This is a genomic window from Agromyces mediolanus (assembly GCF_023715325.1).
In the GTDB taxonomy this organism is placed as follows: domain Bacteria; phylum Actinomycetota; class Actinomycetes; order Actinomycetales; family Microbacteriaceae; genus Agromyces; species Agromyces mediolanus_A.
This window is the reverse complement of the sequence record NZ_JAMBNX010000004.1, coordinates 284,175-308,216: the sequence shown is the minus strand read 5'-3', so window position 1 is coordinate 308,216 and position 24,042 is coordinate 284,175. Positions and strand designations below refer to the sequence as shown.

28 protein-coding genes are annotated in these 24,042 nt (G+C 73.4%); 6 read left to right on the top strand and 22 right to left on the bottom strand.

All coding sequences use genetic code 11. The features are described 5' to 3' along the window. Positions 1-19: 19 nt before the first annotated feature. The 3 genes from M3147_RS09610 to M3147_RS09600 are packed head-to-tail and all read right to left on the bottom strand — an operon-like array spanning position 20 to position 1,856. Positions 20-838: an OmpA/MotB family protein gene (locus M3147_RS09610; RefSeq protein WP_251203239.1), complete on the bottom strand. Its 819-nt coding sequence runs from the start codon at positions 836-838 to the stop codon at positions 20-22. Beyond that, complete coding sequence (locus M3147_RS09605) at positions 835-1,602, bottom strand: motility protein A (RefSeq protein WP_251203238.1); 768 nt, start codon at positions 1,600-1,602, stop codon at positions 835-837. The genes M3147_RS09610 and M3147_RS09605 overlap by 4 nt, the downstream gene beginning before the upstream one ends. 2 nt (positions 1,603-1,604) lie before the next feature. Continuing rightward, on the bottom strand, positions 1,605-1,856 hold the full coding sequence (locus M3147_RS09600) for a flagellar FlbD family protein (RefSeq protein ID WP_251203237.1): 252 nt from the start codon (positions 1,854-1,856) through the stop codon (positions 1,605-1,607). A 530-nt stretch (positions 1,857-2,386) separates the two neighbouring features. Between M3147_RS09600 and M3147_RS09595 the strand changes: the two genes are divergently transcribed. Together M3147_RS09595 and M3147_RS09590 are read left to right on the top strand one after the other, a co-directional pair. Further along, positions 2,387-3,760 carry an NAD(P)/FAD-dependent oxidoreductase gene (locus tag M3147_RS09595; protein ID WP_251203236.1) on the top strand — a complete coding sequence of 458 codons (1,374 nt, stop codon included), beginning with the start codon at positions 2,387-2,389 and terminating at the stop codon, positions 3,758-3,760. 64 nt (positions 3,761-3,824) lie between these two features. After that, entirely contained in the window at positions 3,825-4,175 is a 351-nt protein-coding gene (locus M3147_RS09590; protein ID WP_251203235.1) for a cupin domain-containing protein, read from the top strand. A gap of 289 nt (positions 4,176-4,464) precedes the next feature. Here M3147_RS09590 and M3147_RS09585 read toward each other — a convergent pair whose 3' ends face one another. From M3147_RS09585 to M3147_RS09500, 17 genes are all read right to left on the bottom strand, one after another. Continuing rightward, complete coding sequence (locus M3147_RS09585) at positions 4,465-5,454, bottom strand: arsenic resistance protein (RefSeq protein ID WP_251203234.1); 990 nt, start codon at positions 5,452-5,454, stop codon at positions 4,465-4,467. Between the two features lie 454 nt (positions 5,455-5,908). Then, positions 5,909-7,069 carry a flagellar hook protein FlgE gene (locus tag M3147_RS09580; RefSeq protein ID WP_251203233.1) on the bottom strand — a complete coding sequence of 387 codons (1,161 nt, stop codon included), beginning with the start codon at positions 7,067-7,069 and terminating at the stop codon, positions 5,909-5,911. A gap of 82 nt (positions 7,070-7,151) precedes the next feature. Then, a complete protein-coding gene (locus M3147_RS09575) occupies positions 7,152-7,577 on the bottom strand; it encodes a flagellar hook assembly protein FlgD (RefSeq protein ID WP_251203232.1) in 426 nt (141 codons plus the stop codon). Positions 7,578-7,587: 10 nt separating this feature from the next. Beyond that, entirely contained in the window at positions 7,588-8,955 is a 1,368-nt protein-coding gene (locus tag M3147_RS09570; RefSeq protein WP_251203231.1) for a flagellar hook-length control protein FliK, read from the bottom strand. Continuing rightward, positions 8,952-10,010 (bottom strand): C40 family peptidase, encoded by a 1,059-nt coding sequence (locus M3147_RS09565; RefSeq protein ID WP_285873715.1) that lies wholly within the window; start codon positions 10,008-10,010, stop codon positions 8,952-8,954. The genes M3147_RS09570 and M3147_RS09565 overlap by 4 nt, the downstream gene beginning before the upstream one ends. Next, positions 10,010-10,432, bottom strand: a complete 423-nt coding sequence (locus tag M3147_RS09555; protein ID WP_251203230.1) for a hypothetical protein — start codon at positions 10,430-10,432, stop codon at positions 10,010-10,012. Before M3147_RS09555 ends, M3147_RS09565 begins: the two co-directional genes overlap by 1 nt. Continuing rightward, entirely contained in the window at positions 10,429-11,745 is a 1,317-nt protein-coding gene (locus M3147_RS09550) for a FliI/YscN family ATPase (protein WP_251203229.1), read from the bottom strand. Before M3147_RS09550 ends, M3147_RS09555 begins: the two co-directional genes overlap by 4 nt. Continuing rightward, entirely contained in the window at positions 11,742-12,344 is a 603-nt protein-coding gene (locus M3147_RS09545; RefSeq protein WP_251203228.1) for a hypothetical protein, read from the bottom strand. Before M3147_RS09545 ends, M3147_RS09550 begins: the two co-directional genes overlap by 4 nt. After that, a complete protein-coding gene (gene fliG, locus M3147_RS09540) occupies positions 12,328-13,344 on the bottom strand; it encodes a flagellar motor switch protein FliG (protein WP_308201057.1) in 1,017 nt (338 codons plus the stop codon). Before fliG ends, M3147_RS09545 begins: the two co-directional genes overlap by 17 nt. Further along, positions 13,341-14,909, bottom strand: coding sequence for a flagellar basal-body MS-ring/collar protein FliF (gene fliF, locus M3147_RS09535; RefSeq protein WP_251203227.1), 1,569 nt, complete (start codon positions 14,907-14,909; stop codon positions 13,341-13,343). The genes fliG and fliF overlap by 4 nt, the downstream gene beginning before the upstream one ends. After that, complete coding sequence (locus tag M3147_RS09530; protein WP_251203226.1) at positions 14,909-15,235, bottom strand: flagellar hook-basal body complex protein FliE; 327 nt, start codon at positions 15,233-15,235, stop codon at positions 14,909-14,911. The genes fliF and M3147_RS09530 overlap by 1 nt, the downstream gene beginning before the upstream one ends. Then, positions 15,235-15,627: a flagellar basal body rod protein FlgC gene (locus tag M3147_RS09525; RefSeq protein WP_251203225.1), complete on the bottom strand. Its 393-nt coding sequence runs from the start codon at positions 15,625-15,627 to the stop codon at positions 15,235-15,237. Before M3147_RS09525 ends, M3147_RS09530 begins: the two co-directional genes overlap by 1 nt. Positions 15,628-15,640: 13 nt before the next feature. After that, positions 15,641-15,985 (bottom strand): flagellar basal body rod protein FlgB, encoded by a 345-nt coding sequence (locus M3147_RS09520; protein ID WP_189084215.1) that lies wholly within the window; start codon positions 15,983-15,985, stop codon positions 15,641-15,643. A 234-nt stretch (positions 15,986-16,219) separates the two neighbouring features. Continuing rightward, a complete protein-coding gene (locus M3147_RS09515) occupies positions 16,220-16,600 on the bottom strand; it encodes a hypothetical protein (protein ID WP_251203224.1) in 381 nt (126 codons plus the stop codon). A 4-nt stretch (positions 16,601-16,604) separates the two neighbouring features. Further along, a complete protein-coding gene (gene fliS, locus M3147_RS09510; RefSeq protein WP_251203223.1) occupies positions 16,605-17,006 on the bottom strand; it encodes a flagellar export chaperone FliS in 402 nt (133 codons plus the stop codon). Positions 17,007-17,028: 22 nt separating this feature from the next. Continuing rightward, entirely contained in the window at positions 17,029-18,423 is a 1,395-nt protein-coding gene (gene fliD, locus M3147_RS09505; RefSeq protein ID WP_251203222.1) for a flagellar filament capping protein FliD, read from the bottom strand. Positions 18,424-18,532: 109 nt separating this feature from the next. Then, positions 18,533-19,378, bottom strand: a complete 846-nt coding sequence (locus M3147_RS09500; protein WP_251203221.1) for a flagellin N-terminal helical domain-containing protein — start codon at positions 19,376-19,378, stop codon at positions 18,533-18,535. 127 nt (positions 19,379-19,505) lie between these two features. Here M3147_RS09500 and M3147_RS09495 point away from each other — a divergent pair, with 127 nt between their 5' ends. Beyond that, positions 19,506-19,916, top strand: a complete 411-nt coding sequence (locus M3147_RS09495) for a hypothetical protein (RefSeq protein WP_251203220.1) — start codon at positions 19,506-19,508, stop codon at positions 19,914-19,916. An 84-nt stretch (positions 19,917-20,000) separates the two neighbouring features. On the opposite strand, the gene M3147_RS09490 is transcribed toward M3147_RS09495, so the two are convergent. Beyond that, positions 20,001-20,291, bottom strand: a complete 291-nt coding sequence (locus M3147_RS09490; RefSeq protein ID WP_251203219.1) for a hypothetical protein — start codon at positions 20,289-20,291, stop codon at positions 20,001-20,003. Positions 20,292-20,607: 316 nt separating this feature from the next. On the opposite strand from M3147_RS09490, the gene M3147_RS09485 reads away from it, so the two are divergent. Further along, positions 20,608-20,934: a DUF4190 domain-containing protein gene (locus M3147_RS09485; RefSeq protein ID WP_251203218.1), complete on the top strand. Its 327-nt coding sequence runs from the start codon at positions 20,608-20,610 to the stop codon at positions 20,932-20,934. A gap of 70 nt (positions 20,935-21,004) precedes the next feature. Here the strand turns inward: M3147_RS09485 and M3147_RS09480 are convergent, their stop codons facing one another. After that, a complete protein-coding gene (locus tag M3147_RS09480) occupies positions 21,005-21,790 on the bottom strand; it encodes a sigma-70 family RNA polymerase sigma factor (RefSeq protein ID WP_251203217.1) in 786 nt (261 codons plus the stop codon). Between the two features lie 290 nt (positions 21,791-22,080). On the opposite strand from M3147_RS09480, the gene M3147_RS09475 reads away from it, so the two are divergent. Together M3147_RS09475 and M3147_RS09470 are read left to right on the top strand one after the other, a co-directional pair. Then, the gene (locus M3147_RS09475) at positions 22,081-23,151 is read left to right on the top strand and encodes a hypothetical protein (protein WP_251203216.1); all 1,071 of its coding nucleotides are present in this window, start codon (positions 22,081-22,083) and stop codon (positions 23,149-23,151) included. 9 nt (positions 23,152-23,160) lie between these two features. Beyond that, entirely contained in the window at positions 23,161-23,730 is a 570-nt protein-coding gene (locus M3147_RS09470) for a carboxymuconolactone decarboxylase family protein (RefSeq protein ID WP_251203215.1), read from the top strand. The last annotated feature ends 312 nt before the right edge of the window (positions 23,731-24,042 follow it).

Genomic DNA, 24,042 nt, shown 5'->3' with positions numbered 1-24,042 from the left:
CTCGGGGAGCCAGGGGCAGCTACTGCCCGGCCGTCGTCGCCGCTTCGAGCTGGTCGTAGAGGGCGGGGAGCAGCGCCCGCACGTCCTCGGGCTGGTCCGACACCACGACGAGGTCGACCCGGCGGTTCAGCGACATCCCCTCCTCGTCGGTCCGTGCCGTGATCGGCCGCGCCGAGCCGTAGCCGATCGCGACCGCGCGCTCGGGCGCCAGCGAGCCCTGCTCGACGAAGTACCGCACGACGCGGGCGGCGCGTCCGCTCGCGAGCTCCCAGTCCGTCGGGAACGGCCCGGGTGAACCGTGCGGGTCAGCGTGGCCCTCCACGCGGATCTCGTTCGGAAGGGTCTTCAGCACCCCGCCCACGATCGTCAGCACCCGCTGCGCGAGCTCGCTGAGCTCGACGCTGTTGCCGGTGAAGTACGTCTCCGCGCCGACGAGGCGGATGATGAGGCCGTGCTCGTCGATGTCGAAGGCGACGGCCTCGCGCAGGCCCGCCTGCTTCAGGCCGGCGTCGATGCGGTCGCGGATCTCGACGAGGTTCTGCAGCTCCTGCTTCGCGAGGTCGAGCGGCGTCGGCTCCTGCTCCATCTCGTCGCTGCGCAGCTCGGCGGGTACGACGTACCCGTCCGAGGCATCCACCTCGTCACTGATCTCCTGGCCGAAGCCCGTGGCGAGCGAGTTGCTGAGCGCCTCGAACTTCTCCGCGTCGACGGTCGACATGGCGAACAGCACGATGAACATGCACATGAGCACCGTGACCATGTCCATGTACGACGCCATCCAGCGTTCGTCGTTGTGGACCTCGCCACCGGCCTGGCGGCGCTTCCGCCGGGCGCTCATGCCGCCTCTTGCTGCTGCCCCAGGCCCGGGGCGATCGCGCGCAGGCGCTCGCCGAGGAGTCGGGGCTGACTGCCGGCCTGCACGGCGAGCGCACCCTCCATCACGAGCGTCATGTGCTCGGCCTCGAGCGTGGTGAGCCGGGCGATCCGGTCGCCGATCGGCAGCCAGATGAAGTTCGCCGAGAGCAGGCCCCAGAGCGTGGCGACGAAGGCGGTCGCGATCGACGGGCCGAGCGTGTCGGGGGAGTCGAGCTTCTCGAGCACGTGGGTGAGCGAGACCACGGTGCCGATGATGCCGATGGTCGGGGCGTAGCCGCCGAGCGCCTTGTAGAACTTGGCGGACTGCATGCCGTCGCGCTCCTTGGAGGCGATCTCCTCCTCGAGGAGCGAACGGAGTTCGTCGCCGTCGGTGCCGTCGGCGATGTTCTGCAGCGCGTTGCGGAGGAACGGGTCGTCGGTCTCCGAGGCATCCTGTTCGAGCGAGAGGAGGCCCTCGCGCCGCGCCTTCTCCGCGATCTCCACGAGCCGGTCGATCGTGCCCTGCGGTTTCGCCGTCTTCCCGCGGAAGGCGCGGGGGAGGGCCTTGACCGCGCGGAACGCGTCGCTGAGCGTCGCGCCGGCGATGCCGACGGCGATGGTCGCCCCGAAGACGAGCGCCATCGGTGCGGGGAGGAGGAGCGCCCCGACGTTCGCGCCCTCCATCGTGATCATCGCGTACAGGGAGCCGAACGCGAGCACGAGGCCGATGAGCAGGGAAGGGTCCACGGTCAGTCCGCCTTCGGTGCCAGGGTGAGGCGGGTCACGGGGGCGGGGGTGCCGCGGTCGAGTTCCTGCGCGCGGGCGAGCACGCGGGCGCGGAACTCGACGATCCGCTCGATGACCTCGTCGACGGACTCGGTCACGACGTAGTTGGTGCCGTCGACCATGAGCAGCGTCGTGTCGGGGGTCGCGTGGATGCGCTCGACGAGGTCGGCGTTCAGCGCGAAGCTGCTGCCGTTCAGTCGTGTCACGACGATCATGGGTCCCCCGATGTGCGGAGGCGGCCAGGACGGCCGCCGCTGTTCACTCTCGGCCGCGCGGTGTCCCGCCGTTAGGGGGTGGGTGCGGCTCCCGCAGCGCCCCGCGCGGCCCGCGCCCCGCCGAGGGGGTCGGATTCCGACGGCGGGATGGCTCGGGCGCCACACGCTTGCCGTGATTCGACCCTTTCGAGGGAAACGGCGGGAAGTGGTGCCCGGGTAGCGCCCGCTCCGCCCGCCCCGCCCCCGCCACCCCGAGGGGGTCGGATTCCGACGGGCGGATGGCCCGGGCGCGGAGCGCGTGTCGGGAAACGACCCCGCCGGGAGAGAGCACGAAGGGGCAGAGCACGGAGGGGCAGAGCACGGAGGGGCAGAGCACGGAGGGGCAGAGGGGGCGCCCGACCGGGCGCGCACGACACATCGTCCGGACGGAGTCCGGAAAGCCAGCAGATGGACGGTGGCGCCCCAGCCGGGGCGTCCCGCATGATCGAACGGACGGCCGTCGTCGGACGGAACGTCGCAGGGAGGAAACGATGACGGGCAACGGCGGAGTGTCCTGGTGGTGGCAGCAGCTCGGGCTCCCCGCGCCGCGGAAGGGGCTCGACGGCGACCTCGACGTCGACGTCGCGATCGTCGGCGGCGGGTACACCGGCCTCTGGACGGCGTACTACCTGAAGACGCTGCAGCCCGACCTCCGGGTCGTCGTGCTCGAGGCGCGGTTCGCGGGGTTCGGCGCCTCCGGGCGGAACGGCGGATGGCTCACCAACTCCGTGACCGGTGGCCGCGAGCGCTACGCGAAGTCGCACGGCCGGCAGGCCGCCATCACCCAGCAGCGCGCACTGAACGAGACCGTCGACGAGGTCGCCCGGGTCACCGAGGCCGAGGGAATCGATGCCGACCTCGTGAAGGGCGGCGAACTGAACGTGGCGTACGCGCCCGCTCAGCTGGCCCGCCTGCAGGCGTTCGCCGCGGCAGAGGCGGAGTGGCCCGGCGCCGACGTCGAGCTGCTCTCGGCCGAGGCATCCGCCGCCCGCGTCAACGTCGCCGGCACGCTCGGCGGGGTGTGGCACCCGCACTGCGCGCGCGTGCACCCGGCGAAGCTCGCCCGCGGCCTCGCCGCAGCCGTCGAGGCGCTGGGGGTGCCGATCCTCGAGCAGACGCTCGTCACCGAGATCCGGCCGGGCGAGGCCGTCACCGAGCGCGGCGTCGTGCGCGCCGGGCACGTGCTGCGCGCGACCGAGGGCTTCACGGCGAACCTGAAGGGCGAGCACCGGCGCTGGTTGCCGATGAACTCGTCGATGATCGTGACCGACCCGATCCCCGCGGCGGTGTGGGACGAGCTCGGCTGGGCCGGTCGCGACACCCTCGGCGACTTCGCGCACGTCTACATGTACGCGCAGCGCACCGCCGACGACCGCATCGCGTTCGGCGGCCGCGGCGTGCCGTACCGCTACGGCTCGCGCGTCGACACCGACGGGGCGACGCAGGCGCAGACGATCGAGTCGCTCGCGGCGCTGCTGCGCCGCTTCTTCCCGGCCGCCGCCGAGGTGCCGATCGCGCACGGCTGGGGCGGCGTGCTCGGCGTGCCGCGCGACTGGGCCGCCACGGTCGGACTGGATGCCTCGACCGGACTCGGCTGGGCCGGCGGCTACGTCGGCACGGGCGTCACGGCGACGAACCTCGCCGGACGCACGCTCGCCGACCTGGTGCTGCAACGCGACACCGAGCTCGTGCGGCTGCCCTGGGTGGGGCACCGCGCCCGCAACTGGGAGTTCGAGCCGCTGCGCTGGCTCGCCGTGCAGGGGATCTACGGGCTCTACCGCAACGCCGACCGGGCCGAGTTCGCCGGACGCAGCACGACGGCGCCGACCGCCCGGCTCGCCGATCTCATCGCCGGCCGGCACTGAGGCACGAGGGCACCGGGGCCGGAGGGCACCGAGGCACGATTCCACGCTCACGAGAGGAACCAGCATGACCGTCGAGTTCGTCATCCAGTCCCAGCCGCTCGCCGCCGACCTCGGCGAGCCGGCCCCGAAGCCGACCGCCACCACGCCGGACGTCGTCGAGGCGACGAGCCCGCTCTGGAGCGGCGGCGGCACCGAGGTCGGCTTCTGGGAGTGCTCGCCCGGCAGCTTCACGGCCCGCCGTGACGGCTACACCGAGATCTGCCAGATCCTCTCGGGCTCCGTCACCGTGGAGACGGCGGGCGGGCAGCGGGCCACCATCGGTGCGGGCGACACGCTCGTGATGCCGAGCGGCTGGGAAGGCGTCTGGCACGTGCACGAGGCGCTGCGGAAGACGTACATCACGATCGACGACTGAGCAGGCCCGGGGCGCCGCGCGGCCGGCGCCCGCCCGGTGCCGGCTGTCCGTTCCCGTGCCGGCCGCTGCCCCAGCGCGGTGCGTCCGCGCCACTTCGGCATCGCTGCGCCACTTCTGCTGGCGCGTGGCGGCCGAAGTGGCGCGGACGGGGTCGAGCCCGTCGGGTTCCCGTCAGGCTGCCCCGCACGAGCGCCACTTCTGTGCGTCCGCGCCCTTTCGGCATCGTTGCGCCATTTCTGCTGGCGCGTGGCGTCCGAAGTGGCGCGGACGGGGGCCGCACGCGCGGCCGTCACGGCCCCGGACCCCCAGCGCCCGACGCGCGCGCACGCACGAGCATCGGCACGAGCCGCACCAGCACGAGCAGGCACACCAGCTCGACGAGCGTCTGCGTCACGACCGCGAGCGGGGCGATCCCCAGGCTCGCGGGCAGGGCGAGGGCGAGGGGGAGCACGACGAGCGAGTTCCGGGTGACCCCGCTGAACACGACGGCGCGGATGCGCGGGACGTCGAGCCGGGCCATCCGTCCGGCCAGGATGCCGACACCGACCATGACCGCCGCGAAACCGAGGTAGATCGGCACGAGTCGTGCGAGCGCGACGGCCTCCGCGCCGACCGCCGCGATCTGCGAACCCACCACGACGGCGAGCGTCAGCATCAGCAGCGGCGTCATCGCGCCGGCCAGGCCGCGCTCGAACCCGCGGGCGACGCGGTGCCGCCGGGCGAGCGCCTGCACGAGGGCGGCGGCGATGAGCGGCATGACGATGATCACGAGGAACGCCTCGAGGAACGGCCCGGGATCCAGCAGGGCGAGGGCATCCGCACCGGCGAACAGCCAGAGGTACCCGGGCAGCAGCACGAGCTGCAGCATCATCAGCAGCGGGGTCGCGGCGAGCAGCCGATCACGCGCGCCGCCGGCGAGGCCGGTGAACACGATGACGTAGTCGACGCAGGGCGTGAGCAGCACGAGCAGCACCCCGAGCAGCAGGCCCCGGTCGTCGGCCACGAAGCGCGAGAGGACGAAGACGAGCACCGGCACCGCCACGAAGTTCACGAGCAGCACGGTGCCGAGGAAGCGGGCGTCCCGGAGCGATCGCCCGATCCCGTCGATCGGCACGCCCAGGAACGTCGCGAACAGCAGCAGCGCGAGCACCGGATTGGTAGCCGAGGACAGCACCGGCGCGACCGCGGGGGCCGCGAGTCCGAGCAAGGCGCCCACGAGGATGGCGGCGATGGCGAGTGCGAGCTGGTGCCGGTCCCACCACTCGATCGTCCGCTGCACCGCTCCAGCCTAGGGAAGCGCGTGCCGGGGCGGTGCGTGTGGTGGACGGGCAGCGCCGCGGGTGCGTCGCAGGAAGTGGCGCGTGGGCGCGGAAGTGGCGCGCAGGCGCGGTGTCGGAGCGGGCGGGATGGCTTGCGCGGCCCGTCTGCGCCAGTTCGGTGTCGTTGCGCCAGTAGAGGTGGCGCGTGGAGCACGAAGTGGCGCAGGCGGTGTCGAGAGCTGCGCGGAGCGCGCGGGAGTGGGGCGGGGGCGCGGGAGTGGTGTGGCGGTGCGGGAGTGCGCGTGGGCGCGGAAGTGGCGCGCAGGCGCTGTGTCGGAGCGGGCGGGATGGCTTGCGCGGCCCGTCTGCGCCAGTTCGGTGTCGTTGCGCCAGTAGAGGTGGCGCGTGGAGCACGAAGTGGCGCAGGCGGTGCCCGCGGAGCGGGAATGGCCGCCCCGCCTCGCCCAGCCGCGGCTACCGCTTCAGGTTCGTCAGCTCCTGCAGCACCTCGTCGCTCGTGGTGATGATCCGGGCGTTCGCCTGGAAGCCGCGCTGCGCGATGATCAGGTTCGTGAACTCCTGCGAGAGGTCGACGTTCGACATCTCGAGGTAGCCGCTCGCGAGCTTCCCGTAGCCGGGGTCGCCCGCGGCGCCGAGCTCGACGGCGCCCGAGTTCGCGGTCGCCCGGTACGAGGAGTCGCCCGCCTTCTCGAGGCCGCCCGGGTTGACGAAGGTGGCGAGCGCGATGCGCCCGACGGCCTGCGTCGCGCCGTTCGAGAAGGTGCCCGTGATCGTGCCGTCCGGGCCGATCGAGTAGGCGTCGAGCGTGCCGGCGGGGCGGCCGTCCTGCCCGGCGACCTTCAGCGTGCTGAGCTCGGCGAAGCCGGTGACGCCCGCGAGGTCGATGGTCGCGCCGGCGACCGTGACCGAGGTGGTGCCGGTCGGCTGTCCGTCGACGAAGGTCATGGCGCCGAGGTTGGTGCCGCCCGAGGCGACGTCCCAGCCGGTCGCGCTGCGCGTGAACGAGAGCGTGACGCTCGTCGCGTTGCCGGAGGCGTCGTAGACGTCGATGTCGCGGACGATCTCGGTTCCGGCCGCGGCATCCAGCGGCAGGTTGCCCGTGAACCGCACCGACGTGGTCGGCACGGCGGGGGCGACGACGCCGCGGGGGAGCGTGATGTTCTGCAGCCCGCCGCCCTGGTTCACGACGCCGTTCTGCGCCATCCAGCCCTGCACGAAGCCGCCGTTCGGCGACACGAGCCGGCCCTGCGCGTCGAAGTCGAACGCGCCCGCCCGGGTGTACAGCGTCTCGCCGCCCGCGTTGACGACGAAGAAGCCGTCGCCCGAGATCATCAGGTCGCTCGCGCGACCGGTGGCCTGCGCCGAGCCCTGCGTGAAGTTCGTGCTGATGCCGGCGATCTGCACGCCGAGGCCGATCTGGGCGGGGTTCGTGCCGCCGATGGCGGCACCGGGAGCGCCGCCGCCCTGGATGAGCTGCGACAGCGTGTCCTGGAACTGGGTCGCCGAGCCCTTGAACCCGGTGGTGTTGACGTTGGCGATGTTGTTGCCGGTGACGTCGAGCATGGTCTGGTGGGCGCGGAGTCCGGAGATCCCGGAGAACATCGAGCGGAGCACGGTGGCGTCCTTTCGGTCGTGCGCTGGAGCGCGGGGTCGGTCGTGGTGGTCGGTGGGGCCGCGGGCGGATGCCGCGACGGGATCAGGTGCGGACGGCGGAGAGCTTGTCGAGGGCGACGGAGACCCCGCCGACGTCGACGGTCGGGATCGGGCCGGCGAACGAGACGGAGCCGGCGACGCCCTTCACGGTCTTGCCGTCGGCGTCGAGGTACTCCACCTCCTTGCCGATCAGGGCGGCCGCGGCGGTGCGCATCTGCAGGGAGAACGACTCCTCCTGCCGTTTCGACAGCGCCGTCAGCTGCTCCATCGTGGCGAGCTGGGTGGTCTGCCCGATCATGGCGTTGGTGTCCATGGGCGAGCTCGGGTCCTGGTTGGCGAGCTGGGTGACGAGCAGCTTCAGGAACAGCTCGCCGTCCATCTCCTGCTTCGGGCGGCGGGTCGCCACCTGGCCGGTGTACATGCTCGTGCCACCGGTGCTTGCGGTCGCGTTCACTGCGTCGACGGTCATCCGGTGCCTCCTAGGCGATCACGTCGAGGCCGGTGCCGAGCGGCATCGGCCCGGTCGGGGCGGGGGTCGGGGGCTGGCTGCGGGCCGGAGCCGTCGCGGCGGTCCGCGCGTCGTCGGTGGCTGCGGCGGGGCGGGCCTCGTCGCTCGGCTCGCGCCCGTCGCGGTCCTGCGGGGCGAGGTCGAGCGAACCGGACAGGCCCGCGGCGACGCCGTCACGGCGGAGGTCGCCGAGCGCCTGGCGCAGCGCTTCGCGTCCGGCATCGTTCGGGGCGTGCAGCTCGACGCGCACGTGCCCGTCGGCGCCGACGACGGCCCGGACGGTGACGGGGCCGAACTCCTCGGGCGCGACGCGCACCGAGACGAGGTGCTCGCCGGGTCCGCGACGGGCGAGGGAGACGAGGTGGCCGCCGAGCTGCTCCGCGAGCGACGGCGCGGCCGGCTGGGCTGCGGAGGCCCCGGCCGAGGGCGCGGCGGGCGCGGTCGGCGCGGCGGCCGTCGTCGGTGCGGTCGGCGCGGATGCCGCGGCGATCCCGTCGCCCGTCGGCGCCGTGGCCGGCGTCGCCGTGGTGGCTGCGGGGGTGGCTGCGGACGCGGCGGTGTCGGCTGCGCCCGGCACGGCTGTGCCGTTCGGGACGGCGGATGCCCCGGCCGCTGCGTGCGCGGATGCCGGAGCGGTCCCGTCCGCCGAGCCGGGCCGCGCGGGCTCCGCGCCATCGGCGCCGGCGCCCGGCCTCGCGGCTCCCTGCCGGCCGGTCGGTGTGGTGGCGTCGGGCCCCTCGCCTTCCGCGTCGCCGGAGCCGGGTCCCGGCTCGCCGGCGAGTCCACCACCGCCGGCGAACTCACCGGCGACCGGCCCGCTTCCGGCCACTCCGGTGCCGGCGAGCTCGCCGGCACCACCCGTGGCAGTGCCCGCCGCGCCGTTCCCGGCCGGGCTCGCTGCGGACGCCGGCGCACCGACGGTTCCCGGTGCGAGCACGGCGCCGGCTGCGGCATCGCCGTCGCCCGCTCCAGTCGCCCCGAGCACCTCGGCCTGGACCGCACCGGGCTCGGGCTCCGGCAGCGCGAGCGCGGGATCCGCGGCGGGCTCCGGCACCGCAGTCGTCAGGGTGAAGGCCGCAGGAAGTGCGGCCGCGACGGTCGGATCGACGGCGGGCTCGGTCGACGTCTGCTGCGCGGTGCCGGTGCCGGTGCCACCGTCGGAGGTCGCGCCGGTGCCCGTGCCGGGGGCGGTGCTCGAGGCATCCGCCTGTTGGGCCGTGCTCGTGACGCCCGCGAGCGCGGCTGCGAAGCCGCGGTCGTTCGACTCCGCGCGGCTCGCGGCGCCGCCGGTCCGCGCCGCGGGTGCGGGAGCGGGGAGTGCGGGGGCGATCGCGGTCATACGGTGCTCCGGAGGATCGCCTGGAGCTGGGCGGCCGCGACGAGGTCGCCCAGGCTGCCCGCGCCCTGCGTGCCGGCGCCGAGGCCAGTACCGAGACCGGCGCCGCGCGGCCCGAGGCCGGATCCGAGCGGCCCGAGGCCGGACCCGGAACCGAGGCCCGCGCCGAGCGGCCCGAGACCGGCGCCGAGCGGCCCGAGGCCGGACCCGAGACCGAGACCGGACCCGAGGCCCGCGCCGCCGTTCCCGCCCGCGCCGCCGAGGCCGAGCAGGGCGCTCAGCATGGCGGCCGTGCCGAGCCCGTCGAGGCCGCCGCCCGAGGACGCGAGCAACGACTGCAGCTGCGCCGCGACGTCCGCCCTGCCGAGCGCCGAGGCCCCCGCAGCGCCAGCTCCGCCCACAGCGCCAGCTCCACCCGCAGCGCCAGCGGCACCGCCAGCGGCACCGGCACCAGCGGCAGCGCCAGCACCACCGGCAGCACCCGCCGCCGCAGTCGGCTCACCAGCCGTCGGCACGACCCGGCGGATCGTCAGCACGTCCGACTCGTCGAGGTAGTTCTTCTGATACGAGACGGTGCGCCCCTCGTACGGTGCGTGCACGATCATGCCGTCGCCCGCGTAGATGACGACGTGGTCGGCGTTGTTCGTGATGATGAGGTCGCCCGGCTGCGCCTGCGCCATCGACGGCACTTCGACGCCGAGATCGGTCTGCAGCGAGACGCGGCGCTCCGCGTCGATGCCGAACTTCGCGAGCACCTGCTGCACGAGGCCCGAGCAGTCGACGCCCGAACGGTCGTTCCCGCCGAGCACATAGGGCACGCCGACCCACGTCTTGGCCTCGGCGACGAGGTCCTCGCCGGTGACGCCCTGGGCGAGCGAGCCGCTCCGGTCGAGCGAGGCGGCGGGAGCGGCGTTCGCTGCGGCGGTCCCGTTCGCGCCGAGCGCGGCGAGCGCCTGCGCGAAGGCGGTGCCGTCGCTCGCGGCGGCCTGACGGCCCTGCAGCGCGGCGACGGTCTGGCTGATCTCCTGCATGCGGGCGACGGCGTCGACGGCGGCCATCACTCCTCCCCTCCGCGGGCACGGTGCCCGCTCGCGATCTCGTCCAATCGGTTCTGCTCGACGCGCAGCTCGGTCTCGAGCTCGGCCTCGACGTGCGCGCGCTCCATCCGCTCGAGGGTGCGCACGCGGCGACGGGCCTCGTCGTGCGTGAGCTTCGCCTCGTCGACCTCGGCCTCGAGCAACATGCTCGCGGCGAGGAGCTCGGCGAGCATGGCCTCGCTCGACGCGCGCGCCGCGGCGATCGCGCGCAGCGTCTCGAGCTGGGTGCCCGGCTCGCCGTAGGCGCCCAGTTCCCGCTGCGCCCGGGCGCGCAGCGCCTCGCTGTCGCGCAGCTTCGCGGTGCGCGAGGCGAGCACGCTCGCGGTGCGCTCCTCCTGCACCCGACGCACCCGAAGCAGGCCGTCCAAGCGGAATCCCTTCATGCCGTGGCACCTCCGATCGCACTCACGAGCGCCGCGAGCGCGGCGGTGGTCTGCTCCAGCGGCGTCGATTCGCCGAGCCGCTGCCCGAGGAATGCGTCGATCGCCTGCTCGTTCGCGAGCGCCGCATCGACGAGCGGGTTCGCGCCGGGCTGGTACGCGCCGACGTCGATGAGGTCCTGCGCCTGAGTGCGCGCGGCGATGGCCCGGCGCAGGGCGGCGGCGTCGGCGAGTTCCGCGGGCGGGGTGATCCGGCCGGCGACGCGGGAGATCGATCCGAGCACGTCGACGGCGGGGTAGCGCCCGGCCACGGCGATGCGGCGGTCGAGCACCACGTGCCCGTCGAGCAGCGAGCGGGCCTGGTCGGCGATGGGCTCGTTGTGGTCGTCGCCGTCGACGAGCACCGTGTAGAGGCCGGTGACCGAGCCGCTCCTGCCCGCGCCGGCGCGCTCGAGGAGACGGGCCAGCAGGGCGAATGTCGAGGGCGGGTAGCCGCGGGTCGCGGGCGGCTCGCCCGCCGACAGGCCCACCTCGCGCTGCGCCATGGCGACGCGGGTGAGGGAGTCCATCATCAGCACGACGTGCGCACCGCGCTCCCGCTCGTGCTCGGCGATCCGGGTCGCGAGCTGGGCGGCCCGCAGGCGCATCGGCGCCGGCTCGTCCGCCGTCGCGACGACGACGACCGAGCGGGCGAGGCCGGCCGGGCCGAGGTCGTCCTCGATGAACTCGCGCACCTCGCGGCCGCGCTCGCCGATGAGCGCGATCACCGAGACCTCGGCCTCGGAGCCGCGGGCGATCATCGACAGCAGCGTCGATTTGCCGACGCCGGAGCCGGCGAAGAGGCCGAGCCGCTGGCCGCGGCCGAGCGGGACGAGCGCATCGAGCACGCGCACCCCGGTCTGCAGGCGGCGGTCGATGCGGGCGCGGTCGAGCGGCGGGGGCGAGGGATGCCGGAGCGGCACCTGCGCCTCGGCGCGGATCGGCCCGCGGCCGTCGATGGGCCGGCCGAGCCCGTCGATCACGCGGCCGAGGAGGCCACGGCCGACCGGGGCGGTCGCGGTGCCCGCGACGCGGTGCACGGGCAGGCCGACGGCGGGCGCGTCGAGCGGGGTGAGCAGCATGCAGGAGGCCGCGCCCGGCCGCACGGCGACGACCTCGGCGGAGGCGCCGCCGAGCTCGACGACCTCGCCGACGGCGAGCGGCAGCCCCTCGACCTCGAGGGCGAGGCCGATCGCGCTGCGCACCCGGCCGAGGCGGGCGGGTCGTGCCGCGTCCAGCGCTGAGCCGAAGGCGGGGGCGTCGAGGAGCGTCGTCATCGCGACTCCCGGATGGCCCGGCGGGCCCGGTCGAGGGCCGCGGCGATGCGGGCGTCGACGAGCCCGTCGGGCAGCTCGGCGACGGCGTCCGCCTCGCCGAGGGCGGCGTCGGCGACGAGCTCGACGTGCTCGGGGGCTGCGGCGGCGATGCGGGCGAGGGCGGTGGGATGCATCCGCACGCGTGCGACGAGCGCCGCGTCGTCGTGGTCCAGCGCGCGGGCGAGTGCCGCGCGGGCGGCCCGGTCGGGGTCTGCGCCGAGCTCGGCGCCGAGCACCGTCTCGGCGAGGGCGAGCGCGCCCTCCGCGAGCTGCCGCTCGGCCGTGGCGAGCACCGGCAGCGCCGCCGCCTCGAGCGCCGTGCGGGCGAGCACGAGCGCCTCGATCGCGGCCCGGTGCTCGGCGTCGCGGCGCGCCTCGCGCTCGGCTGCCTGGGCGGCGATCGCGGTCAGCAGCTCCTCGCGCTCGGCCTCGGTGCGTCGGCGGGCGGCCGCGAGGCCCTGCGCGTAGCCGCGCTCCTCGGCCGCGGCATCCGCCTCGCCCTGGCGTCCGATGCGCGGGAAGTCGATCGTGCCGAAGGCGGCCTCACGCGACGAACTCATCGGCGTCCCCTCGCTGCACGGTGATGCGGCCGTCCTCGGCCAGCTCGCGGATGGTGCGCACGAGCTCGGAGCGCGCCTCCTCGACCTGCGAGACGCGCACCTGGCCGAGCAGCTCGACCTCGGAGTCCAGCAGCTCGCGATTGCGCTCCGAGAGGTTGTGCCGGATCTTCTCCTCGACGGCGGCGGGTGCCCCGCGGAGGGCGAGGGCGAGCACCCCCATGTCGATGCCGCGCACGATGAGCTGCACGTCGCGGTCCTCGAAGCGCACCAGATCGGTGAACGTGAGCAGGCGGCTGCGCACCTCGGCGGCGAGCTCGGGGTTGCGCTGCTCGAGCGCCTCCAGCACGGCCTTCTCGGTCGCCACGGGGGCGCGGTTGATGATGTCGACGAGCGGCTGCACGCCGCCCGTCACCTCGGCGGCGCTGCGGGGCGAGATCATCGATGCGGCGCGGGACTTCAGCACCTGGGACACGATCGCGACGGCGGCGGGGGTCGCGCTCGACAGCCCGGCGATGCACTCCGCGACGTCCGCCCGGCGGGGGTCCGGCAGGGCGGCGAGGATGTTCGAGGCCTGCGGGGTGCGCAGGTGCGTGAGCACGAGGGCGACGGTCTCGGCCATCTCCGCCTCGAGCAGCGAGATGACCTGCGTGGGCTCCGCGGCGTCGAGGAACTCGAAGGAGCGCCCGGCGAGCGAGGAGGCGACGCGGTTCATCACGCCCGTGGCGCGTTCGCTGCCGAAGGAGGACTCGAGCAGGCCCTCGGCCACGTCGAGGCCGCCGCGGGCCGCGAGCCGGCCGCGCATGGCGAGCTCGTGGAACTCCGCGATCGCGTGGTCCGCGGCGTCGAGGTCGACCCGCTGCAGCCGGATGATCTCGGCGGCGATCTCCTCCGCCTCGGTCTCGCTGAACTCCTTCAGCAGCGCGGCGGCCTGCTCGCGCTCGAGGTTCATCAGCACGAGGGCGACCTTCTGGGCGCCCGTCATCGTCGCGGCGTCGTTCACCCGGCGCTCCGATCATCGAGCATGGCGCGCAGCAGCTTCGCGGTGCGCTCGGGGTCCTGCTGGGCCATCCGGGCGATGTCGCTGCGCCGGCTCTCGGCCGGGTCCGGGCCGATGGGCTCGGTCGGGGCGTCGAGGGCGATGGGCTCGGGTGCCGATTCGAGGATCTGCGTGTAGTGCGGCACGGCCTCCTCGAGCTCGAGGGGCTCGCGACGGGGACGCAGGCGGCGGGCGATGACGATCGCGCCGACGACGCCGACGACGAGCGTCACGAGGGCGATGACGCCCATGCGGATGAGGTCGGCCAGGCGGTCCTGCTCGGCCTGCGCCTCGGCGGAGCGCAGCGCCTCGGTGGCCCGCTCGGAGTCGGCGGTGCTGAAGTCGACGAGCTCGACGTTGACGGCGTCGCCGCGCTGCCGGTCGATCCCGGCGGCGGCGGCCACGAGGTCCTGGATCGCGTTCGAAGAGAGCCCCTTCGCCGCGTCGCGGTCGATCGCGACCGACACGGTCTGCCGCGCGACGGCGCCGGCCGGGATGCTGCGGGTCTCGGTCACCTTGTCGACGGCGTTGTTCTGCACGCGCTGCTCGGAGGTGTAGGTGCCGTCGCCGCCGGTGCCGCCTGGCACCGCGATGTTGTCGGGGCCGAGCACGCCGGCCTGGGCGCCGCCCGTGCCGCTGTACGTCTCGGTGTTGACCGACTCGTTCAGCGCCGGGGTGTCCTCGGCGCCCTCGAACCGCTCGGTCGTCACCTCGGCGGACTCGTCGCTGATCGTCGCGGCGACGGCCACGCTCGAGTTGCCGGAGCCGACGATCCGGTCGAGCATCTGCTGCACCGCCGTGGTGGTGCGGGTCTCGTAGTCGGCGGCGCGGCTCTCGGCGCCGCCGGAGGCGCCGACGCCGACCGCGGACAGCACGTTGCCGTCGGCGTCGACGACCGCGACGTCCTCGGCCTTCATGCCCTCGACCGCGGCGCTCGTGAGGTGGGTGATCGCGTTCACCTGGGTGGTCGAGAGGGTGGTGCCCGCGTCGGTCTCGACGAAGACGGATGCCGTCGGGTCGACCTTCTCGGAGACGAACACGGTCTCCTCGGGCAGCGCGAGCTGCACCGAGGCGGAACGCACGCCCTTCATCGCCTTGATGGTCGACGCGAGCTCGCCCTCGATGGCGCGCTTGTACGTCACCGACTGCTGGAACGAGGAGGTCGTCATGCCGAGGTCGTCGAGCAGGGCGTAGCCGCCGCCGTCGGAGTTCGCGGGGAGGCCGGCGGAGGCCGCCTTGATGCGCTCCTCGTACACGACCTGCTCCGGGACCATCACCGTGGTGCCGCCGTCGGCGAGCTCGTAGGGCACGTTGCCGGAGCGCAGCTGCTCGACGACGGCGCTCGCGTCGGAGCCGGACAGCCCGCTGAACAGCGGCGTGTACGACGGCTTCGTGAGCCAGGCCGAGAGCCCGACGACGCCGAGCACGAGCAGGCCGACCGCGAGCACGGCGAGCACCCGCTGCGCGGTGCTGAAGCCGCCGATGAACGCGCCGATCCGCGCGAGCCCGGCCTTCACGGGGGCCGGCATCAGGCCTGCATCCGCATGATCTCGTTGAACGCTTCGACGCCCTTGTTGCGCACGGCGGCGACGAGCTCGAGCGTCACGGCCGCGCGTGAGGACGCGAGCGTGGCCTGGTGGATGTCGGTGAGGTCGCCCGTGACGGCCTTCAGCGCGAGCGTCTTCGACTCGGCCTGCAGCGCCTGCGCGCCGTCGACGGCGCCGAGCACGCCCGCGAAGGCGGCACCGCCGGTGCCGGCGACCCCGTTCGTGCGGGTCGCGTCGGCCTCGAGGTAGCCGCTCTGGGCCACGGCCTGCACACCGGCCTGCACGCCGTCCACTCCGGGGATGGGCATCAGCTGCGTCCGATCTGCAGGGCCGACATGTAGGTCTCGCGGGCGCGGTCCACGACGGCGGCATTCGCCTGGTAGCCGCGCTGCGCCATGATCAGGGAGCCCATCTGGCTGGACAGGTCGATGTCCGGGTAGCGCACGTAGCCCTCCGCATCGGCGAGCGGGTGCGCCGGCTCGTAGACCATGCGGCCCTCGGCGTCCCCGTAGGCGGCGCCCTGCACGTAGACGCCGGAGGTGCCCTCGCCCGCCTGGGCGATCACGTAGCGCGCCTGGAAGGCGTCGCCGTTCGTGGGTGCCGCCGTGTTGACGTTGGCGAGGTTGTCCGAGACCGCGTCGAGCCACTTGCGGTGCACGGTGAGGGCGGAGCCGGCGATGCCGATCGCGTCGAAGGTCATGGGGTCCTCCGGGTCATCCGTTGGTGCGCATCGCGGTGCGCAGCGAGGTGAATTGGCCGTTCGCGGCCTGTGCCGCGAACTGGTACCGCAGCACGGTGTCGATGTTCGACAGCGTCTCGGTGTCGAGGTTGACGTTGTTGCCGTTGAGCTTCGTCGGCTCGAGCGAGTTCTGGGTGGTTGCGCGCACGCGGCCGTCACCGGCCTCGATGGAGGCGGCCAGGGCGTCCTCGAACTGGACGCGCTTGGCCGTGTAGAACGGCGTGTTCACGTTCGCGATGTTGTTCGCGATCGCCCGCTGGCGCTCGGCGAGGCCGTCGAGCGCGCTCGCGAGGGCGAGCGAGGAGACGGATTCGAGCACGATCCTCCCAGGGTGCGTGGTGGGGGCCGATCCCTGGCCTCGTCTCGAGCGATCCGTGCTCGAGGGTCACTCTCGGCTGCGGCCGGTGCGGCCGTTAGGTGCGGTGCCGCTCGGGTGCACCGGGTGCGCCGGGTGGGAGGAGATTCGCACGGCGGGAGGATGGTTCGGCCGCTGGCATCCTCGCCGGGCGACGATCTCCTCCGGCCGGGAAAGGGGCAGAGGGAGAGGGGCGCCTCAGGCGGTGGCGTCGAGGTAGGCGGGGCGAGGGGCGGAGGCTGCCGCGGCTCCCGCCGCACTCAGCCGGGCGAGCTCGGCGGCGGTGTCGTCGCGGTCGCGGCGCAGCTCGGCGGCGCGGGCATCGATCCGCTCGCGCACGGCGGCCGCCCGGGCGGCGAGCTCGGCGGGCAGCCGGTCGAGTCCGGCCGGTTCGGGGAGCGAGACCGGGCCGTCCGCCGCGAGCGCCAGCTCCAGCTCGTCGAGCCACCTGGCCCAGCCCTCGGGAGCGGGCGGCTCCGAGGCGGCCGCCCCCAACGCGGCCGTCTCCGAGTCATCCGCTCCCGAGCCATCCGCTCCCGAGCCATCCGCTCCCGAGCCGCCGAGCGGCGACCCGCCCACGGGGTCAGCCGACACGGGCGACCCCGCCGGCCGGAGCGGCGACCGGCATCGCGGCGGCCTCGTGCCACGCCTGGCGCAGCGGTTCGAGGCGCGCCTGGCACTCCCGCGTGAGCTCCACGTCGCGGGAGATGTTCGCCCGCACGAGGGACTGGTAGACGTAGTCGTAGATCGCCATGAGCCGGCTCGCGCCGTCCCAGACGCGCACGTCGAGGGTTCGCTGCAGCTCGCTCACGATGTCCTGGGCGTGCAACAGCTGCGTGCTCGCTTCGCCCCACCGCTCCGCGAGCTGGGCCTGCTCGGCCCGGTGCAGGTCGAGCAGCAGCCGGTCGTAGAGCATGGTGAGCAACTGCGCCGGGCTCGCCGAGAGGATCGCGGTGCGCTGGTAGTCGTTCAGCCGATCGGTCATGCCGGCTCCTTCCGGGCGTGGGTCACTTGTTCGAGTTCGGCGACCAGCTCGGCAGGTTCGCGAGCTGCGAGGCGAGGTAGTCGGACTGCTTGTTCATGCTGCTCAAGGCGACCTCGAGCGCCGTGTAGGTGCGCTTCAGGGTCGCCTCGCGCTGCTCCAGCCGGCGCGTCCAGGAGTCGATCTGCTTGTCGAGGTCGGCGATGGTGGTCTGGCGGCCCTGGATCTGCTTCGTCAGCAGACCGTCGAAGCGGTCGGAGTAGCGATCGGTGACGTCCTCGATCCGAGTCGCGACGGTGACGAACGCCGAGCGCACCGCGTCCGGGTTCGTCTCGAGCGCCTTCTGGAACTTCTCGGCGTCGAACTCGAGCTCGCCGTCCTTCGAGACGCTGATGCCGAAGGGTGAGATCGAGTTGCCGCCGATCGGGCCCTGGATGGCCGCGACGAGCGACTGGCGGAGGGTGCGGATGTTCGAGTCGCTCGTGAAGCTGCCGACGACGGTGATGGGGTTGCCCGCGGCATCCGTCGACTTCGCCGTCGCCGATTTCGCGTCGATGAAGGTGAGCACTTCCTTGATCTTGTCGAGGAAGGCCTGGGCCGCCGTCGCCGACTCCTTCGTGTTCGGATCGATGGCGATCGTGACGGGGGAGGAGGTGGCCTTCGACACGGTCACGTCGACCCCGGGCAGCAGGTCGGTGAAGGTGTTCGAGGCGCTCGTCAGCTGCTGCTCGGCGGCCGTGCCGGCGAAGAGGGTGACCTGGGCGTCGACGCCCTGGCGCAGCAGGGCCGCGCCGGGCTGATCGGTGAGCTCGGTCGCGGTGCCGGCGTCGACGTCCGCCTCGCTGCCGATGAAGACGCGGAAGGATGCCGCGGCGCCCGTCTCGGTCGACGCGAGCTGGAGTCGCGAGAGGGCCGCGCCGCCGGCGTCGGTGCCGGCCTGGATGCGGGTGGCGCGGATGCCGAGCTCCGCATTGTTGACGGCGCGGGCGACGTCTTCCATCGAGTTGCTGCTCGCGACGACCTGGGTGCGGGTGCCGTCGGGGCGCACGATCGTGAGCACCGGCGGAACGCCCGGCAGGCTCGGCATCGCGGCGGAGACCATGACGTGGGCGCTCGCGACGCGCGTGACGGTGAGGTCGATACCGCCGACGGAGGCGCCGGGGCGGGTCGCGACGGACACCGAAGGGTCGGATGCGGTGGTGGTGAACTTCGAGAGGGCTTCGGGCTTCGCGGCCGTCTGGGCGAGCTCCATGAGCGAGGCGAGGCGCGCATTCAGCGAGAGCAGGTCGGTGACGACGGAGGAGGCCTTCGCCTTGCTCTGCACGAGGAGGGTGCGCGGCGCGGCCTCGGCGGCCATCAGCTTCGCGATCAGCTCGGTCGTGTTGAGGCCGCTCACGAGGCCGTCGAGGGCGATCCCCATGCGTTGCTCCTTGCGGTCGTGGTGCGGTGGAACGGGACGAACCCGGCGGTGACGGGGCGGAGTGCAGCGCCTCGGTCACCGCCGGGTTCGGTCAGGTGATCCCTGCGGCTTAGCCGAGGAGCTTCAGCACGCCCTGGTTGGCCTGGTTGGCCTGGGCGAGCATCGCGGTACCGGCCTGCGAGAGGATGCTGGCGCGGGTGTAGCTGACCATCTCGGCCGCCATGTCCGTGTCGCGGATGCGCGACTCGGCCGCCGAGAGGTTCTCGGCCGAGACGTTCAGCGTACGGATGGTCGACTCGAAGCGGTTCTGCTGCGCACCGAGGTCGGCGCGAGCGGTCGAGATCGCCGTGACGGCGGTGTCGATCGCGGTCAGCGTGGTGTTCGCGGTCGCGTTGCTCGTGACGACGAAGCCCGCACCGACGGCGGTGCCGTCGGCCGAGGCCAGCGTGCCGACCGAGGTGCCCACGTTCGCGAGGTTGATCGCGATCGTGTCGTTCGCGGTGTCGCCCGCGCCCACCTGGAAGTTCAGCGAGCCGCCCTTGAGCAGGTCGATCCCGTTGAAGTTCACGCCCTCCGAGACGCGGTAGAGCTCGAGGCTCAGCGCGTCGGCTTCCTTCTGGATGGCCGCACGCGACTCGGCGTTGTTCGAGTCGCTCGCGCCCTGGACCGCGAGGTCGCGCATGCGGTGGAGGATGTTGTGGACCTCGGTCAGCGCACCTTCCGCCGTCTGGATGACGGAGATGCCGTCCTGCGCGTTGCGCGCCGCGACCTTGGTGCCGGAGATCTGCGAACGCAGGCCCTCCGAGATCGCGAGGCCCGCGGCGTCGTCGGCAGCACGGTTGATGCGCAGACCGCTCGAGAGCTTCTCGAGCGACTTCGACAGATCGTTCTGCGTGTTGGTGAGGTTGCGGTGCGCGTTGAACGCCGCAACGTTGGTGTTGATCTGCATACCCATGGTGTGATCTCTTCCTTGATCGGTCGCGGTCCATCCGTGGACCGTCGAGAGGCACTCTCGGTCGCGGCATCCGCGTCCGTTAGGCGCCGTCGGGGTCTCGCCGCGCTCGCGTCCCTACGATGGTCGGGTGACCGACCCTGACCGGCCCTCGACGAGTCGGCCCGGCGCGCGCCCCGGCTGGCGCGGCTGGGTGCTCCCGCTGCTCGGCTGCCTGCCACTCGGAGTGGTCGCCGCGTTCTGGCTGCGGTCGCTTCCGGTGACCGTGCGGTCGGAGGCCGAGCTGGCGGCGGTCGGGTTCGGGTGGCCGCTCGCCTGGACGGTGCAGGACCAGCGCCGCTACGCGCCGCAGCAGTTCCCGACGACCGTCGAGTACGTGGGCCCGAAGGGGCTCGCCGACCCGCTCGTCACCTCCGTCGACTGGGTGCCGTTCGCCGTGAACAGTGCGCTTCTGTGGGCGGTCGCCTGCGCCGCGCTGGTGCTCGTGGCGGTCGTCCGGGCGCGCGGGCGTCGCGTCCGACGCGCCGACGCATCGGCGTGATTCCTCGCGCGCTCGACGTCAGGAGCGGCGGGCACGCACCCGACCACCGCGGTCAGGCTCCGAGTCTGCCACCCCGGCAGCGCGTCACTCGCCTCGTCGTTCTGCGGAGTGGTCGCGACGGCTCGTGCGCCAGAGAAGAACGAGGCACACGTCGAGCGCGATCACGAGCGCCAGCGAAGTATGAGCGGCAATCCACAGGAAGTCCGAGTTCGGCAACAGCGAAGACTGATCGAAGCCCGACGTGGTCTCCGCGGCGTTCACCGCTTGGGTGTCCGCTGCGTACCAGAGCGCGAAGAACGCGATGAATGCGACGTTCAGTCCAGCGGCGATAGCGAACACGAGCATCGGGACGGGGGAGCGGTGCTGCGTTCGCATGTGCGTTCATCCGTTCGGGCGCGTTGTCAGTGGGTGCGGGTCATGCCAGCGCACGAAACGGTCTGAATCTTGGGCCTGGCAGCCGGGAGCTTTTCGCTGTGATTCTCGCGAGCGTCTGTTGTGGGTGCCGACGATTCATCCCCTCGGGAGGCCAAGGTACCAAATTGCACCTGGTTCGGAAAGGTCAGGCGAAGGATGCCGCGCGCAAATGGGATATCAGCGCGACAGCCGGTATCCTGCACAGTGCAGCGGTGTACTCGCGGCGGCCTGCCCCTGTGATGGTGCGCGGGATGCCATGATCGAGAAACGGAGCCCGATGACGACGCAGCCGCCCTCCCCGCCTCAGCTTCCGCCGCAGATCGTGGTGACTGCGGCTCCGCCGGCTCCGCCCCGCGGGCTCAGCATCACGTCGATGGTGCTCGCGCTCGTCTCGATCGTGTTCGGCTTCACGTTCCTGCTGCCCCTGCTCTCCCTGATCCTGGGATTCGTCGGCCTGAAGAAGGAGCCCGCCGGCCGAGGGATGGCGATCACCGGCATCGTGATCAGCGGACTCATCCTGCTCGTCTGGGTCGCCGTCGTGGCCGTGATCGTCGTCATCGGCCTCGCCGCCGCCGCGAGCGCCGGCGCTTCGCAACCGCTCTGATGGCGGCGGACCCGCCCGCAGAGCCGGTCGGCCGCTGAGGGTCACCTGAGCCGGGCCGGGGGAGCCCGGCTCAGGCGAGTGTGGTGCTGCGGCGCCCGCCGAAGGCGCCGCCGAGGTCGTCGAGGTACTTCTTCGCCCGGGAGGTGCTCGGCGCCGGCACCTGCAGCGGCACCTCGGCCTCGTCGGCGAGATAGCCGGCGGCGCCGAGCCGCAGGAGGCGCAGGCCCTCGCTGCGCTGCTGCGAGACGGCGGAGTGGGTGACGCCGAGTTCCTCGGCGAGCTCGGTGACCGCACGGTCGTGGAAGTAGATCTCCTCGATCACGTACCGCAGCCGCTCGGGCAGCGCCGAGACGGCGGCGTGGGCGAACTCGACCCGCTCGCGCACGACGAGTTCCGCCTCCGGCAGCATGACCTCGGATGCCTCGTCGCCGATGAAGGTCTCGTCGTAGGGGCCGACCCGACGGGACGCGAGCCCCTCGTACTCGGAAGCGGTGGCGCGATCGACGCCGAGCGCCGAGGCGAGCTCGCCGGTCGAGGGGCGGCGACCGAGGGCGGCGGTGAGCTGCTCCTGCACCGCGACCGTCTCCTTGATGGTCTGCCGGGTGCTGCGCTTCGCCCAGTCCGTCGCGCGCATCTCGTCGCGGATGCCGCCGAGGATGCGCTCGCGAGCGTAGGCGCCGAAGGGCACGCCGCGCTCGGCGTCGTACGCGTCGACCGCCTTGACCAGGGCGACGGCGCCCGCCTGGGCGAGGTCGTCACGGGAGAGATGGGTGGCGGTCGCGATCACCTTGGACACCAGGAAGCCCACGAGCGGCAGGTGCTCGACGATCATCCGATCGCGTTCGTCGGTCTTCACCGGGGGTCCTCACTCTCAGCGCCGGGCCGTCGCGCTCCCACGACGGTCACCCGGCGCTCAGTACATGCGCGGCGGTCGTCGGACGGCCCCCGGACGCGGGGGCGGCGCAATCCGGCGCGGGATCCGTGAATCGCTTCGGCGGATGCCGCGCGCGGATCCGGTGGGGAGCGCGCCGTCCGGCGGAGAATCCCGCCGGAATCGCGGGGCGAGCGGATCGGATGCCACCACGGTGTCGGATTCGGGGGATTCGCGGCGTCGTCGGGTGAATCTGCGCCGCGCACGATGGGCGCGTGGAACACCTCGACCGCTCAGCCGCGAACGCGCAGCTCGCCGCGGTGCCGCGCGACTGGACGGTCGACCTCGCGAGCGAGGACCCGCACGAGGTGCGCCGCGCCGCCGCGGAGCTGCTCGACGAGACGACCCGCGCCGTGCGCGGGCTGCGCGTCCGCATGGGGCTCGGCGACGCCGACGTGCAGGACGCCATCGGCGAGACCCTCCTGGAGCTCGCGAAGCGCCTCGAGGCGGGGCATCCGGTTCCGGGCGCCATCGTGCAGCGGGTGGCGACCACCGTGTGCTCGCGCTTCGTGAACGGACCGGTGCGGCACGAGACGGCGAAGGCGCTGCGCATCCTGAAGGAGCGCGTCGCGGCGGAGGAGGCGGTGCTCGGCCGGGCGCTGTCGAGCCGGGCGGTCGCCGCGCTCGCCGAGGAGGTGCGCCTGGGCCCCGACTTCAACCCGCGGCATCGCCCGGTGGAGCGGTTCCACCTCGTCGAGGGCTTCTCGAAGCCGCTCTCGATCGACCGCTACGACGCCGACGTCGTCGACGTGCTGCTCTCGCGTGCGATCGACGCGCGCGGTTCGGCCGACGGAACCGCGGATGCCACGACCGCGGGCCTCGCCGGCACCGTCACGGGCGGCGCCTGCGACCGCCTGCTCGACCGGCTCGAGCGCGGGCGGGTGACCCGCCGGGAGGCGAAGCTCGAACTGTGGGCCGCCGTCGCCGCCGACGAGGAGCTGCCGCGACCGACGCGCGGGCGCCTCGACCGGCGGCTCGCCGCCGATCTGCAGGCGTACGTGGAGGAACTCCCCGAGGGCGTCGTGACGGCGTGCCGCGAGCAGCTCGAGGGGCGGGAGACCCGCGCCGTGTTCGCCTTGTTCGCCCCGTTCGCCGAGCTCGACGGGCCGCAGAAGGACGCGATCGCCGAGGCCCTCGCCCGTCGCGGCGGCTTCGCCACCCGGATCTGGGCGAGCGCCGTCGCGCAGGCGCAGCTGCCCGCGCGCGAGTGGGGCGTCGGCCCGGGGTTCTCGGCCGTCCCGGCCATGCGTCCGCCGATCCGCGCGGTCGCCGGCGCCCGGGCCTAGCCTGCGGCCATGATCATCACTCCACCCGCGGTGGAGACCGCGACCGGCACCGTCGCCGAGATGTACGAGGACGACCTCCGCGCCGACGGCCTCGTCTACGCGCACACCGCGGCGATGGCGACGAACCCCGAGGCGTACCGCGCGTTCGAGGAACTCGTCCGGGCGGTCGTGCCGTCGATCGGCCTCCGACTGTACGAGGCCGCCACTCTCGGCGCGGCGCGCGCGATCGGCTCGGAGCACTGCCTGCTCGCGCACGGGCGGAAGGCGCTCCGCGCCGAGGTCGTCGACGAGGCCGGGCTCGCGGCCTTCGCCGCGGGCGACGACTCGGGCTTCCGGGCGGACGAGCAGCTCGTCATCCGCTACGCCGAGCGCCTCTCGCGCGAGCCCGCGTCGATGACGGATGCCGACACGCAGGAGCTCCGCGACGCCGGGTTCAGCGATCGGCAGATCGTCGACCTCACCCTCGCCGCCGCGGCCCGGAACTTCTTCAGCCGGGCCCTGCTCGCCCTCGCGGTGCCGGTCGACGAGGTCCCCGGGCTCGCGCCGGAACTCGCCGAGGCGTTGCGCGGGTCGCGCTGAGCGGGGTGGAGCCGGGATGCGGCCCCGAAGGGAGGCAGGGCGGCATCCCGGGTCTGCTGACCTCCGGAACCCGAACCGGAGCGCCAGGAGACGAACGTCCGCTGACCCGATCGCCGGTCGTTCCCCAGACGGCCGGTCGTTCGACGAACATCCCTCGAGCGGAGTGTAGCGACCGGGATACCACGCGGCAAGAGGGGTGTGCCGCGGAGCCCGCCGAGGGGGATGGCGAGCCCCGCGGCCCCTCGACCCCAGCGGGACATCGGGTTTGGGGCGAGGTGGGTGATCCCGCAGCGAGCGTAGCCACCTGAGGGT